General features: G+C 32.1%; 15 protein-coding genes. 14 read left to right on the top strand and 1 reads right to left on the bottom strand.

Annotation, left to right across the window (positions count from 1 at the left end):
- Nucleotides 1-74 precede the first annotated feature (74 nt).
- The 5 genes from NSU06_RS08010 to pheT all read left to right on the top strand — a co-directional run bounded on the left by NSU06_RS08010 (nt 75) and on the right by pheT (nt 5,555).
- On the top strand, nt 75-629 hold the full coding sequence (locus NSU06_RS08010; protein ID WP_017175724.1) for a YceD family protein: 555 nt from the start codon (nt 75-77) through the stop codon (nt 627-629).
- A gap of 84 nt (nt 630-713) precedes the next feature.
- Nucleotides 714-887, top strand: coding sequence for a 50S ribosomal protein L32 (rpmF, locus tag NSU06_RS08005; RefSeq protein WP_001830121.1), 174 nt, complete (start codon nt 714-716; stop codon nt 885-887).
- 115 nt (nt 888-1,002) lie between these two features.
- Nucleotides 1,003-1,743, top strand: coding sequence for a TrmH family RNA methyltransferase (locus NSU06_RS08000; protein WP_017175723.1), 741 nt, complete (start codon nt 1,003-1,005; stop codon nt 1,741-1,743).
- Between the two features lie 351 nt (nt 1,744-2,094).
- On the top strand, nt 2,095-3,153 hold the full coding sequence (pheS, locus tag NSU06_RS07995; RefSeq protein WP_017175722.1) for a phenylalanine--tRNA ligase subunit alpha: 1,059 nt from the start codon (nt 2,095-2,097) through the stop codon (nt 3,151-3,153).
- Complete coding sequence (gene pheT / locus NSU06_RS07990) at nt 3,153-5,555, top strand: phenylalanine--tRNA ligase subunit beta (RefSeq protein WP_049416184.1); 2,403 nt, start codon at nt 3,153-3,155, stop codon at nt 5,553-5,555. Before pheS ends, pheT begins: the two co-directional genes overlap by 1 nt.
- Before the next feature lie 438 nt (nt 5,556-5,993).
- Here the strand turns inward: pheT and rnhC are convergent, their stop codons facing one another.
- Complete coding sequence (gene rnhC, locus NSU06_RS07985; RefSeq protein WP_017175720.1) at nt 5,994-6,920, bottom strand: ribonuclease HIII; 927 nt, start codon at nt 6,918-6,920, stop codon at nt 5,994-5,996.
- A gap of 213 nt (nt 6,921-7,133) precedes the next feature.
- Between rnhC and zapA the strand changes: the two genes are divergently transcribed.
- The 9 genes from zapA (at nt 7,134) to sdhB (ending at nt 18,185) form a co-directional block, all read left to right on the top strand.
- Nucleotides 7,134-7,400, top strand: coding sequence for a cell division protein ZapA (gene zapA, locus NSU06_RS07980; protein ID WP_017175719.1), 267 nt, complete (start codon nt 7,134-7,136; stop codon nt 7,398-7,400).
- Nucleotides 7,401-7,922 (top strand): CvpA family protein, encoded by a 522-nt coding sequence (locus NSU06_RS07975; RefSeq protein WP_017175718.1) that lies wholly within the window; start codon nt 7,401-7,403, stop codon nt 7,920-7,922. It abuts the gene before it with no gap.
- A gap of 73 nt (nt 7,923-7,995) precedes the next feature.
- Nucleotides 7,996-9,708, top strand: a complete 1,713-nt coding sequence (gene polX, locus NSU06_RS07970) for a DNA polymerase/3'-5' exonuclease PolX (protein WP_017175717.1) — start codon at nt 7,996-7,998, stop codon at nt 9,706-9,708.
- 9 nt (nt 9,709-9,717) lie between these two features.
- Nucleotides 9,718-12,069: an endonuclease MutS2 gene (locus tag NSU06_RS07965; protein ID WP_070492258.1), complete on the top strand. Its 2,352-nt coding sequence runs from the start codon at nt 9,718-9,720 to the stop codon at nt 12,067-12,069.
- 180 nt (nt 12,070-12,249) lie between these two features.
- Nucleotides 12,250-12,564 (top strand): thioredoxin, encoded by a 315-nt coding sequence (gene trxA, locus NSU06_RS07960; protein WP_002449989.1) that lies wholly within the window; start codon nt 12,250-12,252, stop codon nt 12,562-12,564.
- 96 nt (nt 12,565-12,660) lie between these two features.
- Nucleotides 12,661-14,445 carry an excinuclease ABC subunit UvrC gene (uvrC, locus tag NSU06_RS07955; RefSeq protein WP_048762345.1) on the top strand — a complete coding sequence of 595 codons (1,785 nt, stop codon included), beginning with the start codon at nt 12,661-12,663 and terminating at the stop codon, nt 14,443-14,445.
- A gap of 421 nt (nt 14,446-14,866) precedes the next feature.
- On the top strand, nt 14,867-15,481 hold the full coding sequence (locus NSU06_RS07950) for a succinate dehydrogenase cytochrome b558 subunit (protein WP_017175714.1): 615 nt from the start codon (nt 14,867-14,869) through the stop codon (nt 15,479-15,481).
- An 80-nt stretch (nt 15,482-15,561) separates the two neighbouring features.
- Nucleotides 15,562-17,328, top strand: a complete 1,767-nt coding sequence (gene sdhA / locus NSU06_RS07945) for a succinate dehydrogenase flavoprotein subunit (RefSeq protein ID WP_049379537.1) — start codon at nt 15,562-15,564, stop codon at nt 17,326-17,328.
- Entirely contained in the window at nt 17,328-18,185 is an 858-nt protein-coding gene (gene sdhB / locus NSU06_RS07940; protein ID WP_029376803.1) for a succinate dehydrogenase iron-sulfur subunit, read from the top strand. Before sdhA ends, sdhB begins: the two co-directional genes overlap by 1 nt.
- Nucleotides 18,186-18,330: the final 145 nt, after the last annotated feature.

The raw sequence follows: 18,330 nt of genomic DNA, 5'->3' as shown, positions 1-18,330 counted from the left end.
TGTTAAGAAAAAATCTTGACAACTTATAATAGTAAAGTTAAAATAAATTTTGTGTTTGTTAGAGGTGAAGCCATATGAAATGGTCAATAACGCAATTGAGAAAATATCAAGGTAAACCTTTTGAATTCAATGAAAAGGCGAACTTTGACGATTTAATAGAACCTTTAGGTCTGATTGATTTATCAGAGATGAATATCGAAGGTGAATTAACCATAAAATCAAATGAAGTGATAGCAGATATGCATGTTACTGGTACGTATACTATGCCTTGTGCTCGTACATTAGTGCCTGTAGATGTGCCACTTGATGTCAGAACTTCCGAAATATTTGATTTAGAAGGTTATAATAGTTATACCGATGAAGAAGTAGATGAAGATGAACATTATCATCTTGCTACAGATGGTATGATTAATATCCGAGATATTGCTAAAGAATTGGTTATTATTGAGAAGCCAATGCGTGCATTTTCTGAGAATAGTGATCAAATGCTTACAGAAGGTAACGGTTGGGAAGTTATTGATGAAGAACAAGCGCTTGAGCTTGAGCACTCTAAAGATAACGACGATTCCCAAACACGCCAAGTTGATCCTAGGCTTCAAAAATTACAACAGTTATATGATAAAGAGTAATAGCAGGTTAATTTAATTTATAGTATAATAATTAAATGACCGAATACTTGAGATTATGTGTTTTAATATTAAGGAGGATATATCATGGCAGTACCAAAAAGAAGAACGTCTAAAACTAGAAAAAATAAACGTCGTACTCATTTCAAAATTTCAGTACCTGGTATGACTGAATGCCCAAACTGTGGCGAGTACAAATTATCTCACCGCGTATGTAAAAACTGTGGTTCTTACAATGGTGAAGAAGTCGTTTCTAAATAATTTATATCTATTTAAAAAAGGTGGAATACGAATTCATTATGAATTCTATCCCACTCTTTTTTTATATTATCTCAATTTATACCATTGCTATCAAAAATAATTTGGAGAGACTATTATGGAACAAATTACTTCAACACAAAATAATAAAATTAAATTAGCAAATAAACTTAAAAAGAAAAAAGAACGCGATAAAACAGGATTAGCTCTCATCGAAGGCATACATTTAATTGATGAAGCATTTAAAAGTAATATGATGATTAAACAATTATTTGTAATTGAGCCAGAAAGAACAGATTCTAGACTTTTAGAGTATGCAAAAGAAGCTTACGAAATTAATATGAAAGTGGCTGAATCATTATCAGGGACTATTACACCGCAAGGTTTTTTTGCAGTCATTGAAAAACCTAAACATGATATCTCAAAAGCGAAACAAGTGTTATTACTTGATCGTATACAAGATCCTGGTAACTTAGGCACGTTAATTCGTACAGCAGATGCTGCGGGTATAGATATGATTGTAATGGAAAAAGGTACAGCAGACGCATACCAAGATAAAGTAATGAGAGCCAGTCAAGGAAGTGTATTTCATATTCCTATTGTCACAACAGAATTAAATAAATTTATTGAACAATTTGATGGCCCAGTATATGGTACAGCCTTAGAAAATGCTGTGTCCTATAAAAACATCGAATCGCAAGACACATTTGCCTTATTACTTGGTAATGAAGGAGAAGGTGTTAATAAAGAATTATTAGCACATACCTCGCAGAATCTTATTATACCTATATACGGCAAAGCGGAAAGTTTAAACGTGGCGATTGCTGGAAGTATTTTGCTTTATCATTTGAAAGGTTGACCTTTTGATTTAAAATCGACTATACTTAATTGTATACAAAATTAAAATAATATGTTTATTAAAGATAAATATAAACCGATAAAAAGACGTAAACTAAATGATTAATTGCACAGGGAAAGTAAGCGTGACTGAAACTTACTTCAATTTACATTAGTTTTTTTCACCTTTTTGGTTACTTAAAGAAATTTAAGTCGGAGTGCATCTTCGTTAACAATGCTAACAAGTGTATGCTTAGGCATAAATTTGGGTGGTACCACGGAAGGCTTTCGTCCCAGTTATTTAGGGATGAAAGTCTTTTTTTAATTTAATAAAGTAAATTTTATGATAAATAGAAAGTATGAGGTGTAAGTCATGACTCAAAATGATTCAATGACAGAATTAAGACAACAAGCTTTAGTAGATATTAACGAAGCGCAAGATGAACGTGCTTTACAAGATGTCAAAGTAAAGTATCTAGGAAAAAAAGGCTCTGTAAGTGGTTTAATGAAAAATATGAAAGATTTACCAAATGAAGAAAAGCCAGCTTATGGACAAAAAGTAAATGAGTTAAGACAAGCAATTCAAAATGAACTTGAAGAAAAACAAGAATTATTAAAAAATGAAAAGTTAAACCAACAACTTGCTGAGGAAACAATTGATGTTACATTACCTAGTCGCCAAATTAATATTGGCTCAAAACATCCATTAACTAGAACGGTTGAAGAAATTGAAGATTTATTCCTAGGATTAGGATATGAAATTGTTGATGGATACGAAGTAGAACAAGATTATTATAATTTTGAAGCTTTAAACCTTCCTAAATCACATCCAGCCCGAGATATGCAAGATAGTTTTTATATTACAGATGAGATTTTAATGCGTACGCACACGTCTCCAGTGCAAGCACGTACAATGGAAAAACGTCACGGTCAAGGACCAGTAAAAATTATTTGTCCTGGGAAAGTGTATCGACGAGATTCAGATGATGCTACACATAGTCATCAATTTACACAAATTGAAGGTTTAGTAGTAGATAAACATATCAAAATGAGTGATTTGAAAGGAACGTTAGAGTTAGTAGCTAAAAAATTATTTGGTGCTGATCGTGAAATTCGATTACGACCAAGTTATTTCCCATTCACAGAGCCATCAGTGGAAGTAGACGTCTCTTGTTTCAAATGTAAAGGTAAAGGATGTAATGTATGTAAACATACTGGATGGATTGAAATCTTAGGTGCAGGTATGGTACATCCTAATGTTCTAGAAATGGCCGGTTTTGATTCAAATGAATATTCTGGCTTTGCATTCGGTATGGGGCCAGATCGTATAGCAATGTTAAAATACGGAATCGAAGACATTCGTCATTTCTATACAAATGATGTGAGATTCCTTAATCAATTTAAAGCTGTAGAAGATAGAGGTGAAGCATAATGTTGATTTCAAATGAATGGTTAAAAGATTACGTAGATGCTGGTGTACCTGCTAAAGACTTAGCTGAGCGTATTACACGTACGGGTATTGAAGTAGCAGATATTATAGATTACTCAAAAGATATTAAAAATGTAGTAGTAGGATATGTAACATCTAAAGAAAAACATCCAGATGCAGATAAATTGAATATCTGTCAAGTTGATATAGGTGAAGAAGAACTTGTTCAAATTGTTTGTGGGGCACCTAATGTTGATGAAAATCAATATGTGATTGTGGCTAAAGTAGGTGGACGTTTACCTGGAGGTATTAAAATAAAACGTGCCAAATTACGCGGAGAACGTTCGGAAGGTATGATTTGTTCCTTACAAGAAATTGGTGTCTCAAGTAATGTTGTACCAAAAGACTATGAAAATGGAATTTTCGTATTTCCTAGTGAAGTGACACCGGGAACTGATGCATTAGACGCATTATATCTTAATGATCAAATTATGGAATTTGATTTAACACCTAACCGTGCAGACGCTTTAAGTATGGTGGGAACTGCATATGAAGTTGCAGCATTATATCAAACTGAAATGACTAAACCAAACACAACGCTTAACGAAACTGAAACTTCAGCAACAGATGAGTTATCAGTGACAGTTGATAATCCTGAAAAAGTTCCTTATTACAGTGCAAGAGTTGTTAAAAATGTGAGAATTGCACCATCACCTATCTGGATGCAAGCACGTTTAATTAAAGCTGGTATCCGTCCAATTAATAATGTAGTTGATATTTCTAACTATGTATTACTTGAATATGGTCAACCACTTCATATGTTTGATCAAGACCATATGGGTTCTAAAGATATCGTTGTACGTCAAGCGAATGAAAATGAAACAATGACAACATTAGACGATACTGAAAGAACGCTTATTGATACAGATATCGTTATCACAAATGGTAAAGAACCTATTGCATTAGCTGGTGTTATGGGTGGAGATTTTTCAGAAGTGACTGATCAAACAATGAATGTCGTAGTAGAAGGTGCGATTTTTGACCCTGTATCTATCCGTCACACATCACGTCGTTTGAATTTACGTAGTGAGTCTTCAAGTCGTTTTGAAAAAGGTATTGCAACAGAATTTGTTAATGAAGCAGTCGATAGAGCTTGTTATTTACTTGAACATTATGCTTCTGGTGAAGTATTAAAAGATAGAGTGGCACAAGGAGATTTAGGTTCACTTGTTACGCCAATTGATATTACTGCGGAAAAAGTAAATCAAACAATTGGTTTTAATTTATCAAATGATGAGATTAAAGCTATTTTCGAACAATTAGGATTTAAAACGATTCAAAATGCCGATACTTTAACAGTATATGTACCTTCACGTCGTAAAGATATTTCAATTAAGGAAGATTTAATTGAAGAAATAGCAAGAATATACGGATATGATAATATTCCTTCAACTTTACCAGTGTTTGATGATGTAACTAGTGGAAAATTGACAGATCGTCAATATAAAACGCGTACGGTAAAAGAAACACTCGAAGGTGCAGGATTAAATCAAGCCATCACATATTCACTTGTGTCTAAAGACCATGCCAAAGATTTTGCATTACAAGAACGTCCTACAATTAGTCTACTTATGCCAATGAGTGAAGCGCATTCTACATTACGTCAAAGCTTATTACCACATTTAATCGAAGCAACAACTTATAACGTAGCACGTAAAAATAAAAATGTAAGATTATATGAAATTGGACGTGTGTTCTTTGGTAACGGCAAAGATGAATTACCGGATGAAATCGAATATTTAAGTGGTATTCTAACTGGAGAATATGTAGTTAATACTTGGCAAGGTAAAAAAGAAGAGATTGATTTCTTTATTGCTAAAGGTGTAGTCGATCGAATTGCTGAAAAATTAAATTTAGGTTTCACTTATAAAGCTGGCGAAATAAAAGGCCTTCATCCAGGTAGAACTGCGATTGTTTCATTAGAAGGTAAAGAGATAGGATTTGTAGGAGAATTACATCCTCAATTAGCAGCTGAAAATGATCTTAAACGCACATATGTATTTGAATTAGACTATGATGCAATGATGCAAGTAGCTGTAGGTTACATTAATTATGAACCAATTCCAAAATTCCCTGGTGTGTCAAGAGATATCGCTATGGAAGTAAAACGTGACATGCCTTCATCAGAATTATTAGACATTATTCATGAGAATGGTGAAGACATTCTAAAAAATACACTTGTATTTGATGTGTATGAAGGTGAACACTTGGAAGAAGGTAAAAAATCAGTAGCCATTCGTTTAAATTATTTAGATACTGAAAATACACTTACAGATGAACGTGTTTCTAAAGTGCATGATAAAATTTTAGAAGCATTAAAAGCTAAAGGCGCTACAATTCGATAATAAATTAAAGAAGAGATTGGGATATACATCCTAAAAAAATAGCCAGTAAATGAGTTTATTATAAAGTCATTTACTGGTTTCATTATTTACAATACTTTGTATAGTTGGTTCGCTTTATTAGGGAATAAATTTAGTCTGTAGTCTTTAGCGTATCCTATTTTATCAAGAGTCGCGCTAAAATGCTTTTTTTATGTAATTTTACATTGAAATACTTTTAAAAAATAAGGTCCTTTCGTATAATTTAATAAACTTCATTAAATTAACGAGGTACCTTATGTATAAAGATTCTAACATGACTCAACTTACTTGACCGATAGAAACTTCAGCACTTGTTCCCGCAAACGATGTGTCACGATATGTAAATAAAAGTGTTGAAACAATTCTCGATACTGAATTTGATGAATTTAGACATCATCGTATAGCATTCTAAAATGTTCTTTATTGATACTTTTTATTAACCAACGTCCATGCTTTATCACGATTTTTAAAATGTTTTTTTGAAATAGAATCTAACTTACTAATATTATATTTTTCAATAATTTGAGCAGCGATTAAATCTACTTTATGACTCGCGCCTTTTGGAATATCAAAATGCATCATTTTTGATATTGAATCCATGTGCTTAATAAAAGCATAGCGAGAAATGATACTTGCTGCTGCAATAGCAAGGGATTTAGATTCTCCCTTTGTTTCAAATTTTGTTTGATTTGGAAAAGGTAAGTCGCTTAGAGCATAACGCTTGTAGACGTTACGTTCTGCAAATTGGTCAATGACAATGTAGTCTAATGCTTTAGTATCTATCTTGTTAGTTACATTTTTTATCGCTTCATTATGAAGGACTGCTTTCATTTTTACTTGAGACCAACCTAGTGCTTGTCTTTCATTATATTTAGTATTGTTTAATGTAAGTAATGAATGAGGAATAAAGGTAATCAGTTGTTCTGCAAGTTCTATAATTTTAGTGTCTGTTAATTTTTTCGAATCATCTACGCCTAGCGTTCTTAAAATATCTATATGCTCTTTAGATACAAAAGCAGCACAAACCGTTAATGGACCAAAATAATCGCCACTTCCCGCTTCATCACTACCAATACAGTTATAATCATTATATGTTATATTATGTAAATCATCTGCCTTTGAAGATTTTGAATTAGTTACAGAATCAGTAGTACAAAATTGACGCGCTATATGTTCAGCATGTTTTCCTTGAAACATAACTTTACCAGAATTGTAAATACTAATGACAGTGTCATGATATTTGGTTCTTGCTTTCATCCCATTAGGTAAATTGGATGTACTAAAGTTAATTTGGTTCAAAAGTTGCTCAATATCTTGATTAGTTAATTTATGTACTACATTTCCCATAAAATGTTTAAACCTCTCTTTTAAAATTCTAATAGATATACTTTAACATAATGAAGATAAAAACGTAGGTTTAGTGGTATAAATAAATAGTATTTTAAATCTATAATTACAAATAAGAGACGCTCATGTATAATAATAATAATCTACTTATTCACTCAACAAAACATTAGTCAAAGAAATTTAAAATATTATCAAAAGTCAGGAGTTAATACAATGGGAGAATTTAAAAATCGTATTAATGTATCGATCAATGATCAAAATTTTACGATTATCGGTGACGATGATCCTGAACACATACGTTATGTAGCACATTTAGTAGATGAACAGCTAAGATTATTAGGACGTAAATCAGCAGGATTAGATACAACAAGAAAAGCAATTTTAACTGCAGTGAATATCATGGACGAAAAAGTGAAATTGGAAGAAGAAAACGAAATATTAAAACAAATGATTTATGAATTAAAACAACAGGATAGCTAAATGACTATAGATTTAGTAATGATACTTATTATTTTGATGTATATGATAATTGGTTTTAGAAGAGGCCTTTGGCTGAATAGTCTTCATTTGTCGTCTACGCTTGTCTCACTATTCATTGCGCATCGTTTTTACCAATATATATCAAAACAAATGATTGTTTTTGTTCCATTTCCTAAAACAGTTGCTTTTGATACGCACTTCGCATTTCAATATCATGATGTACAACAACGTTTTGATACTATTGTGGCATTTTTATGTATTGCTTTTATAAGTAAGTTGCTTTTATATCTTATTATTGTAACTTTTGATAATATAGTGTCATATCATAATATTCATGTTACAAGTCGAATATTGGGAAGCTTATTAGGTAGTATTGCCAGTGTGATTGTACTGCAACTTGTTTTATATTTAGTATCTTTATATCCTAATGAATGGATTCAAGAAAGTTTAAAACACGGTTATTTAAGCCATATTATTCTATTTAAGATGCCGTTTTTATCATCTTATATACTAAATTTATAAATAAAAAAAGATAAAAGGTCAGGACTAGGTGATGGATATAAACCTCCTGGTCTCTTTTTATGGAGTGAATGTAATGACAAAGAAAGATGTAATTCAACTACTAGAAAAAATTGCTATATATATGGAATTGAATGGAGAAAATACGTTTAAAGTATCTGCTTATCGTAAAGCAGCACAAAGTCTTGAAATAGATGAACGTTCTTTAGATGAAATAAAAGATGTTACTGAATTAAAAGGAATTGGAAAAGGGGTAGGAGAGGTCATTAGCGAATATCGAGAAACAGGTACCTCATCAACTTTAAAAGAATTGCAACGTTTAGTTCCTGAAGGATTAATTCCTTTAATGAAAATTCAAGGTTTAGGTAGTAAAAAAATTGCAAAGTTGTATAAAGAGTTAAATATTACAGATAAAGAACATCTTCAAGAAGCTTGTGAAGCGGGAAAAGTTAGTGAACTAAGTGGATTTGCTAAAAAAACGGAACAAAACATACTTGAAGCAGTAAAAGCACTAGGAGCTAAAAAAGATCATTATCCTATTGATTTGATGCGACATTTAAATAAAGATATTATGACTTATCTAGAACAATTAGAAGAAGTTGAGCATTATTCTGAAGCAGGTAGTTTCCGTCGTTATAAAGAAGTAAGTAAAGATTTAGACTATATTATTAGTACACGACACCCTCTTCATGTACAACAACACCTTTTAAATATTCCAAATAAAGTGAAAGAAGTCGCAGTTGGAGAAACGAAAGTGTCACTTGAATTGGAATATGATGATGAAACGATTGGTGTAGATTTTAGACTTGTTGAACCAGAAGCCTTTTATCATACCTTACAGCACTTTACAGGTTCCAAAGATCATAACATTCGCATTAGACAACTTGCTAAAGCACAAAATGAAAAAGTGAGTGAGTATGGTATCGAACAACAAGATGGAACGTTACTCCAATTCCAAAGTGAAGCTGAAATTTACCAACACTTCGGTAGACATTGGATTGCTCCAGCAATGCGTGAAGATGGCAGTGAGTTTGATCGTGATTTAAATTCAATCATTACATTAGATGATATTAAAGGTGATCTTCATATGCATACAACGTATAGTGACGGCGCTTTTTCTATACGAGAGATGATTGAAGCAAACATTAAAAAAGGCTATGAATACATGGTCATTACGGATCATTCAAAGAGTTTAAAAGTTGCGCATGGATTACAAGTTGAACGATTATTACGTCAAAATGAAGAAATAAAAAATTTGAATGAAGAATACACAGAAATAGATATTTACTCAGGTACAGAGATGGATATTTTACCTGATGGATCATTAGATTATGAGGATGATATACTATCGCAACTTGACTATGTTATTGCAGCTATTCATCAAAGTTTCAATCAATCTGAAGAAGAGATTATGAAGCGCCTAGAACATGCATGTCGTAATCCTTATGTTAGACATATTGCACATCCAACTGGTCGTATTATTGAGCGACGTGAAGGGTATCAACCTAATATAGAACAGTTGATGCAACTTGCAGAAGAAACACAAACGGTAATGGAAATTAATGCTAATCCAAAACGATTAGATTTAAATGCTGCCACTGTAAAAAAATATCCAAATATTAAATTAACAATTAATACAGATGCTCATCATGTGGATCATCTTGATTTTATGAAATATGGCGTAGCTACTGCGCAAAAAGGATTTGTAAATAAAGATAGAGTGATTAATACAATGACGCGTGACGCTTTTAAAAACTTTATTAATAATAATATTAAATTACAGAAATAGAGGGATTGTATGAGACAAAAAACATTAGACGTCTTAGAGTTTGATAAAATCAAATCATTTGTAGCTTCTGAAACGATAAGTGATTTAGGACGTGAAAAAGTGTCTAAAATGTCTCCAGCAACTGATTTTGAAACTGTAGAATTTCAAATGAATGAGACAGATGAAATATCACAAATTTATAATAAACATCGTTTACCTAGTTTAAGTGGTTTATCAAAAGTATCACCATTAATTCACCGTGCTAAAATTGGTGGAGTGCTTAATGTTACCGAATTAAATGTAATTAAGCGGTTGATACAAGTACAAAATCAATTTAAAACATTTTATAATCAACTGCTTGAAGAAGATGAAGGCGTCGTAAAGTATCCAATTTTAAATGAAAGAATGAATCAACTACCTGTACTTACTGATTTATATCAAGAAATAAATGAAAAATGTGATGCTTACGATTTATATGATAATGCAAGTTATGAATTGCAAGGTATTCGAAGCAAAATATCAAGTACGACTCAACGCATTAGACAAAATTTAGATCGTATTGTTAAAAGTCAAGCTAATCAAAAGAAACTTTCAGATGCCATTATTACAGTGCGAAATGATCGCAATGTGATACCGGTAAAAGCAGAATATCGACAAGATTTTAAAGGGATTGTGCATGATCAATCAGCTTCTGGACAAACCCTTTATATTGAACCATCTTCTATTGTTGAAATGAATAATCAAATTAGTCGATTAAGAAATGATGAAGCAGTAGAACGTGAACGTATATTAACAGAATTAACAGGTTTCGTAGCTGCTGATGATGATAATTGTTTAGTGGCAGAGTCGGTTATGGGTCAAATTGATTTCTTAACGGCTAAAGCGCGCTATGCACGATCAATTAAAGGGACAAAACCTACTTTTTATAAGGAAAGAACGGTTTATTTACCTAATGCTTATCATCCTTTATTGAATAAAGATACAGTCGTAGCAAATACAATTGAATTTATTGATGATATTGAAACGGTTATTATTACGGGACCTAACACAGGTGGTAAAACTGTCACTTTAAAAACGTTAGGACTTATCATTGTGATGGCTCAATCCGGGTTACTCATTCCTACATTAGATGGTAGTCAATTGAGTGTATTTGAAAACGTATATTGTGATATAGGTGATGAACAATCGATTGAACAATCGCTATCTACGTTTTCATCACATATGAAAAATATTGTAGAAATTTTGAAAGAAACGGATAAAAATAGTCTTGTTTTATTTGATGAATTAGGTGCTGGAACCGATCCGAGTGAAGGTGCAGCTTTAGCTATGAGTATTCTCGATCATGTGAGGGAGATTGGTTCATTAGTTATGGCAACGACACATTATCCAGAGCTTAAAGCTTATAGTTATAATCGTGAAGGCGTTATGAATGCAAGTGTTGAGTTTGATGTGAATACATTAAGTCCGACTTACAAATTATTAATGGGTGTTCCTGGACGTTCCAATGCCTTTGATATTTCTAAAAAATTAGGTTTAGGATTAAACATCATTAATAAGGCTAAAACAATGATTGGTACAGACGAACAAGAAATTAATTCAATGATAGAATCATTAGAGAAAAACTCTAAACGTGTGGATGAACAACGTATTGAGCTTGAAAAATTATTGAGAGAAGCACGAACGACGCATGATGATTTGGAACGTCAGTATCAACAATATAAAAATTATGAACAAAAATTAATGGATGAAGCTAAAGATAAAGCAAATCAGCGCATTAAATCAGCTACAAAAGAAGCAGATGACATTCTAAAAGATTTAAGAGAAATGCGAGATAAAAAAGGGGCCGACGTTAAAGAACATGAATTAATAGATAAGAAAAAACATTTAGAAGATCAATATGAAGCTAAATCCTTAAAACAAAATGTAAAAAAACAAAAATGGGATGATATTCATGCTGGCGATGAAGTTAAAGTATTATCTTATGGCCAAAAAGGCGAAGTATTAGAATTAAGCGGAGAAAATGAAGCTGTAGTTCAAATGGGTATTATCAAAATGAAATTACCTATTGAAGATTTAGAAAAAACGAAAAAGAAAAAAGAAAAACCAACGAAAATGGTGACACGCCAAAATCGTCAAACTATTAAAACAGAATTAGACTTAAGAGGCTATCGTTATGAAGAAGCGGTTGGAGCTTTAGATCAATATATTGACCAAGCTGTATTAAGTAACTATGAACAGGTTTATATTATTCATGGTAAAGGTACTGGTGCACTTCAAAAAGCAGTTCAAAATCATTTAAAAAAACATAAAAGTGTTAAATCTTTTCGTGGTGGAATGCCAAGTGAAGGCGGATTTGGTGTTACAGTAGCAGAACTTAAATAATATAAAACTAGAATGTTGATTTTTTTAAAATTTGACGTACAATAAAGCAAGCGTTTAATCTTAACATAAGTTTATGACAAGATTAATAAATAGTGATAAAGATGAGCAAGAGCAATGCAGATATATGGAAAGTCTGTTATAATTTGCTCATCATTTAATATTTAAGGAGGATTGGCAATTATGGCAATCGTAAAAGTTACAGATTCAAATTTTGATGAAAACATTCAATCAGGTGTTAAATTAGTAGATTTTTGGGCAACTTGGTGTGGACCTTGTAAAATGATCGCCCCTGTGTTAGAAGAATTAGCTGGAGACTATGATGGTAAAGCAGACATCTTAAAATTAGATGTAGATGAAAATCCATCTACTGCTGCTAAATATGAAGTAATGAGCATCCCAACTTTAATCGTATTTAAAGATGGAGAAGCAGTAGATAAAGTAGTAGGTTTCCAACCTAAAGAAAACTTAGCAGAAGTTTTAGATAAACATCTATAATATTTAGTACAATTATAAAAGAATGGGGCATTACATGTTATGTAATCGCTCCGTCTTTTTTATGTGAACGTCAAGTTAATAGAAAGGAGGAGACGGATGACCGACTACGAAGAAAAAATTAGAGATAAATTAAGTGTCGTCCCATTTGAACCAGGCTGTTATTTAATGAAAGATCGAAATGACCAAATTATTTATGTAGGTAAAGCAAAACGATTACGAAATCGACTACGTTCTTATTTTACTGGTGCACATGATGCAAAAACTACACGTCTTGTTAGTGAAATTCGTAACTTCGAATTTATTGTAACTTCAAGTGAGACAGAATCATTATTACTTGAGTTGAATTTGATCAAACAATATCAACCTCGCTACAATATTTTATTAAAAGATGATAAAAGTTATCCTTTTATAAAGATTACTAAAGAAAAACATCCTCGTTTACTTGTGACACGTACAGTAAAAAAAGGTACAGGAAAATATTTTGGACCTTATCCTAATGCATATTCAGCACAAGAAACTAAAAAATTATTAGATCGTATTTATCCTTTTAGAAAATGTGATAATATGCCTGATAAATTGTGTCTATATTATCATATCGGTCAGTGTATGGGACCATGTGTGTATGATGTAGATCAACAAAAATATGCACAAATGACACGTGAAATTACTGACTTTTTAAATGGAGAAGATAAAACAATTCTTCATAATCTTGAAACACGCATGCTAGATGCTAGTGAGAAGTTAGATTTTGAACGTGCTAAAGAATATAGAGATTTAATTCAACATATTCATAATTTAACTAAAAAACAAAAAATTATGTCTTCAGATAATACAATTAGAGATGTTTTTGGATATAGCGTTTCTAAAGGTTGGATGTGTATTCAAGTATTCTTTATTAGACAAGGAAATATGATTCAACGTGATGCAACAATGATTCCTCTACAACAAACAGAAGAAGAAGAATTTTATACATTCATTGGACAATTCTATAGCTTAAATCAACATATTTTACCTAAAGAAGTACATGTACCGAAAAATTTAGATAAAGATATCATTCACTCTGTAGTTGATACAAAAATTGTTCAACCTGCGCGTGGAACAAAGAAAGAAATGGTTGATTTAGCTAATCATAATGCTGAAGTTGCACTAGAAAATAAATTTCAATTAATCGCTAAAGACGAATCTAGAACGATAAAAGCTATCGAAGAACTTGGTGAAAGAATGGGCATTCAAACACCGATAAGAATTGAAGCATTTGATAACTCAAATATCCAAGGTGTTGATCCTGTTTCGGCAATGGTAACATTTGTGGATGGTAAACCGGATAAAAAAGGATATCGTAAATACAAAATTAAGACTGTGAAAGGTCCTGATGATTATAAGTCGATGAGAGAAGTTGTACGCCGTCGTTATACGCGTGTACTTAATGAAGGTCTTCCATTACCAGATCTTATTATCGTTGATGGTGGTAAAGGACATATGTCTGGTGTCATAGATGTACTAGAAAATGAACTAGGTTTAGATATTCCTGTTGCTGGATTAAGAAAAAATGATAAACACCAAACATCTGAATTATTATACGGTACAAATGCTGAGGTTGTACCTCTAAAGAAAAATAGTCAAGCCTTTTATTTGCTCCATAGAATTCAAGATGAAGTACATCGTTTTGCGATAACTTTCCATCGTCAAACTAGACAAAAAACTGGATTACAATCTGTTCTTGATACAGTAGAGGGTATAGGAAGTAAACGAAAAACAAAATTATTAAGAACATTTGGTTCTATTAAAAAAATGAAAGAAGCTAGTATAGAAGATTTAAAAGCTGCAGGATTACCTAAAAAGGTAGCTGAAAATCTACAATATGCTTTAAAAGAAGATTAATTTCAAAAAAAGGGGTATGACTTTGAATTTCATACCCCATACATATAGAAAGAATGTTACAATATAGTTAACAAAAGGCTTATTTTTTTAAGAAAGTATGGAAGCGTTTTCTAAATGAGAAATATTATCATTTTATAGTAGTTACACAATTATCATGTAATACTTGTATATCTCATTTATTCATCTTGTTTTTAATTATATTTATTTTTTTAAGTCATACTTGTAGTTATGAAAAATAATAATACTCAATCTAATAAAAAGTAGATGTTTGATTTGTTTAATTTTCAGAAAATTTACAATCATTATAACTATTATATTTTTATACTTACAAGTACTAAATAAAATAGTAAATGCGTTTATAGTACTATCTTAAAAAGAAGCTATTTAAATTTATTATGTTTTATAACAGGGGGGACTCCTTTTGGCTAAGTCTAAAAATGAATTTTATCTTAGACGTCTTCATTCACTACTAGGGATTATTCCGATTGGTGCGTTTTTAATTGTTCATTTAATGATTAACCACCAAGCGACTCAAGGAGCTGAGGCTTTTAATAAGGCTGCAGGCTTTATGGAATCTTTACCATTTTTATTAGTAACTGAACTTATTTTGATTTACATTCCAATTTTATATCATGGACTATATGGTATTCATATTGCTTTTACTGCTAAAGAAAATATCGGCCATTATTCATTATTTAGAAACTGGATGTTTGCGCTACAAAGGTTAACAGGGATTATTGCTTTCGTATTCATCTTTGTACACCTATGGCAAACACGTTTACAAAAACTTTTCTTTGGTAAAGAAATCAGTTATGACATGATGCATCAAACGTTACAAAATCCAATTTGGGTTATCGTGTACATTATTTGTGTTATTGCTGTCATTTTCCATTTTTCTAATGGCATTTGGTCATTCTTAGTAACATGGGGATTTTTACAATCTAAAAAATCACAACGTATTTTCACATGGGTTTCATTAATTATTTTCTTAATTCTGTCATACATAGGTGTGACTGCAATTTTAGCTTTTGCATAAAAAATGAAAGTAAAAAAAGTATAGTTATAAAAGGAATCAATAGGTTAGTTTCAGATATATTTTAGGGGAGTGACAATTCTATGGCAGAGAAAAAAATTATTGTTGTCGGAGGTGGCCTCGCGGGGCTGATGTCAACAATTAAAGCTGCAGAACAAGGTGCACATGTGGACTTATTCTCAATTGTACCTGTTAAACGTTCGCACTCTGTATGTGCCCAAGGTGGTATTAATGGTGCGGTAAATACTAAAGGTGAAGGAGATTCACCATGGATTCATTTTGACGATACAGTATACGGTGGAGATTTTTTAGCGAACCAACCACCAGTCAAAGCAATGACTGAAGCTGCACCAAAAATTATCCATTTATTAGATCGTATGGGCGTTATGTTTAATAGAACAAATGAAGGATTGTTAGACTTTAGACGTTTCGGAGGTACACTTCATCATAGAACAGCATATGCTGGTGCAACTACAGGACAACAATTACTTTACGCTTTAGATGAACAAGTTCGTTCTTTTGAAGTTGATGGTTTAGTTACTAAGTATGAAGGATGGGAATTTTTAGGATTAGTTAAAGATGATGAAAATGCAGCAAGGGGTATTGTTGCTCAAAATTTAACTACTTCTGAAATTAAATCTTTCGGTTCTGATGCTGTTATTATGGCTTCAGGTGGTCCGGGTATTATTTTTGGTAAAACAACGAATTCAATGATTAATACTGGATCAGCTGCATCTATCGTATACCAACAAGGCGCTAAATATGCAAATGGAGAATTTATTCAAATACATCCTACGGCAATTCCAGGTGATGATAAATTACGTTTAATGAGTGAATCAGCACGTGGTGAAGGTGGTCGAATTTGGACTTATAAAGATGGAAAACCATGGTACTTCTTAGAAGAAAAGTATCCTGATTATGGTAACTTAGTACCACGTGATATTGCAACACGTGAAATCTTTGATGTATGTATCAATCAAAAATTAGGTATTAATGGTGAAAATATGGTGTATCTTGATTTATCTCATAAAGATCCACATGAATTAGATGTTAAATTAGGTGGTATTATTGAGATTTATGAAAAATTCACTGGTGATGACCCACGTAAAGTACCTATGAAAATATTCCCAGCAGTACATTATTCAATGGGTGGATTATATGTAGATTATGATCAAATGACAACTATTAAAGGGTTATTTGCTGCAGGAGAATGTGATTTCTCTCAACATGGCGGTAACCGTTTAGGTGCTAACTCGTTATTATCAGCGATTTACGGTGGTACAGTAGCAGGTCCAAATGCAATTAAATACGTTGAAAATATTGAAACATCATATACTGAGTTAGATGACAGTATTTATCAAAAACGTGTAGATGAAGAACAAAGACGTTTCGACGAATTACTTAATATGCGTGGTACTGAAAATGCTTATAAACTTCACCGTGAATTAGGCGAAATTATGACAGCTAACGTTACAGTAGTACGTGAAAATGACAAATTATTAGAAACGGATAAAAAAATTGTTGAGTTAATGGAACGTTATCAAAATATTGATATGGAAGATACACAAACTTGGAGTAACCAAGCTGTATTCTTTACACGTCAATTATGGAACATGTTGCAGCTAGCACGTGTTATAACAATTGGTGCGTATAACCGTAATGAATCTCGTGGCGCACATTATAAACCAGAATTCCCAGATCGTAATGACGATGAATGGTTAAAAACAACTTTAGCTGAATATCAAGGTGAATATGAAGCACCTAAATTCACATATGAACCTGTCGATATCAGTTTAATTCCACCACGTAAACGTGACTATACAAGTAAATCTAAAGGAGGTAAAAAATGATGGCTAACAATCAATCAGTAAAAGAAACTCCAGAAGAATTACGTCATACAGATGAACAACATAATCAAGAAACAACACATAAAGAAGAAAAACACACGCAAAAAACAGTTAAATTAATTGTTAAACGTCAAGATAACCAAGAAGCAAAATCGTATGAAGAAACATTTGAAATTCCTTATAAAGAGAATTTAAACGTGATTGCTTGTTTAATGGAAATAAGACGCAACCCTGTGAATAGTAAAGGAGAAAAAACAACGCCAGTAGTATGGGATATGAACTGCTTAGAAGAAGTATGTGGTGCTTGTTCAATGGTTATTAATGGTCGTGCACGTCAAGCCTGTTCAGCAATTGTTGACCAATTAGAACAGCCGATTCGTTTGGAACCTATGAGTACATTCCCAGTCATTCGTGATTTACAAGTCGATCGTACAAGAATGTTTGATAACTTAAAACGTATGAAGGCTTGGATTCCAATTGATGGTACGTATGATTTAGGACCAGGTCCACGTATTCCAGAAAAGAAACGTCAAACAGCATATGAATTATCAAAATGTATGACATGTGGTGTATGTTTAGAAGTGTGTCCTAATGTAACACGTAATAATAAATTTATTGGTGCACAAGCTATTTCACAAGTACGTTTATTTGATTTACATCCTACTGGTTCAATGACTAAAGATGAACGGCTGAATGCTTTAATGGGTGAAGGTGGTTTACAAGAATGTGGTAATTCTCAAAACTGTGTTAATGCATGTCCAAAAGGTATTCCATTAACAACGTCAATTGCAGCAATGAACCGTGAAACATCATTCCATATGTTTAAATCATTCTTTGGTTCTGATCATCAAGTAAATTAAATATGACATATTTGCCAGCAAAGTAAAAACTTTGCTGGTTTTTATTAATGGAGAATTCAATACGGATATAAATGTTTATTGAGTAAAATAAAAATGAGCAAAAATATCAATTAATGAATGATTAGGTTTGTCTATGGTAAAATAA

It is taken from the genome of Staphylococcus sp. FSL W8-1270 (assembly GCF_038007165.1).
In the GTDB taxonomy this organism is placed as follows: Bacteria; Bacillota; Bacilli; order Staphylococcales; family Staphylococcaceae; genus Staphylococcus; species Staphylococcus hominis.
The sequence above is the reverse complement of the archived record's forward strand: the minus strand, read 5'-3'. Positions and strand labels throughout refer to the sequence as shown.

What these genes read in the sequence shown, in the direction of transcription:
- NSU06_RS08000 (WP_017175723.1), top strand. Translation starts at nt 1,003, where the DNA reads ATGGAACAAATTACTTCAACACAAAATAATAAAATTAAATTAGCAAAT.
- zapA (WP_017175719.1), top strand. Translation starts at nt 7,134, where the DNA reads ATGGGAGAATTTAAAAATCGTATTAATGTATCGATCAATGATCAAAAT.
- NSU06_RS07965 (WP_070492258.1), top strand. Translation starts at nt 9,718, where the DNA reads ATGAGACAAAAAACATTAGACGTCTTAGAGTTTGATAAAATCAAATCA.
- pheT (WP_049416184.1), top strand. Translation starts at nt 3,153, where the DNA reads ATGTTGATTTCAAATGAATGGTTAAAAGATTACGTAGATGCTGGTGTA.
- pheS (WP_017175722.1), top strand. Translation starts at nt 2,095, where the DNA reads ATGACTCAAAATGATTCAATGACAGAATTAAGACAACAAGCTTTAGTA.
- trxA (WP_002449989.1), top strand. Translation starts at nt 12,250, where the DNA reads ATGGCAATCGTAAAAGTTACAGATTCAAATTTTGATGAAAACATTCAA.
- sdhB (WP_029376803.1), top strand. Translation starts at nt 17,328, where the DNA reads ATGGCTAACAATCAATCAGTAAAAGAAACTCCAGAAGAATTACGTCAT.
- uvrC (WP_048762345.1), top strand. Translation starts at nt 12,661, where the DNA reads ATGACCGACTACGAAGAAAAAATTAGAGATAAATTAAGTGTCGTCCCA.
- rnhC (WP_017175720.1), bottom strand. Translation starts at nt 6,920, where the DNA reads ATGGGAAATGTAGTACATAAATTAACTAATCAAGATATTGAGCAACTT.
- rpmF (WP_001830121.1), top strand. Translation starts at nt 714, where the DNA reads ATGGCAGTACCAAAAAGAAGAACGTCTAAAACTAGAAAAAATAAACGT.
- polX (WP_017175717.1), top strand. Translation starts at nt 7,996, where the DNA reads ATGACAAAGAAAGATGTAATTCAACTACTAGAAAAAATTGCTATATAT.
- NSU06_RS07975 (WP_017175718.1), top strand. Translation starts at nt 7,401, where the DNA reads ATGACTATAGATTTAGTAATGATACTTATTATTTTGATGTATATGATA.
- sdhA (WP_049379537.1), top strand. Translation starts at nt 15,562, where the DNA reads ATGGCAGAGAAAAAAATTATTGTTGTCGGAGGTGGCCTCGCGGGGCTG.
- NSU06_RS08010 (WP_017175724.1), top strand. Translation starts at nt 75, where the DNA reads ATGAAATGGTCAATAACGCAATTGAGAAAATATCAAGGTAAACCTTTT.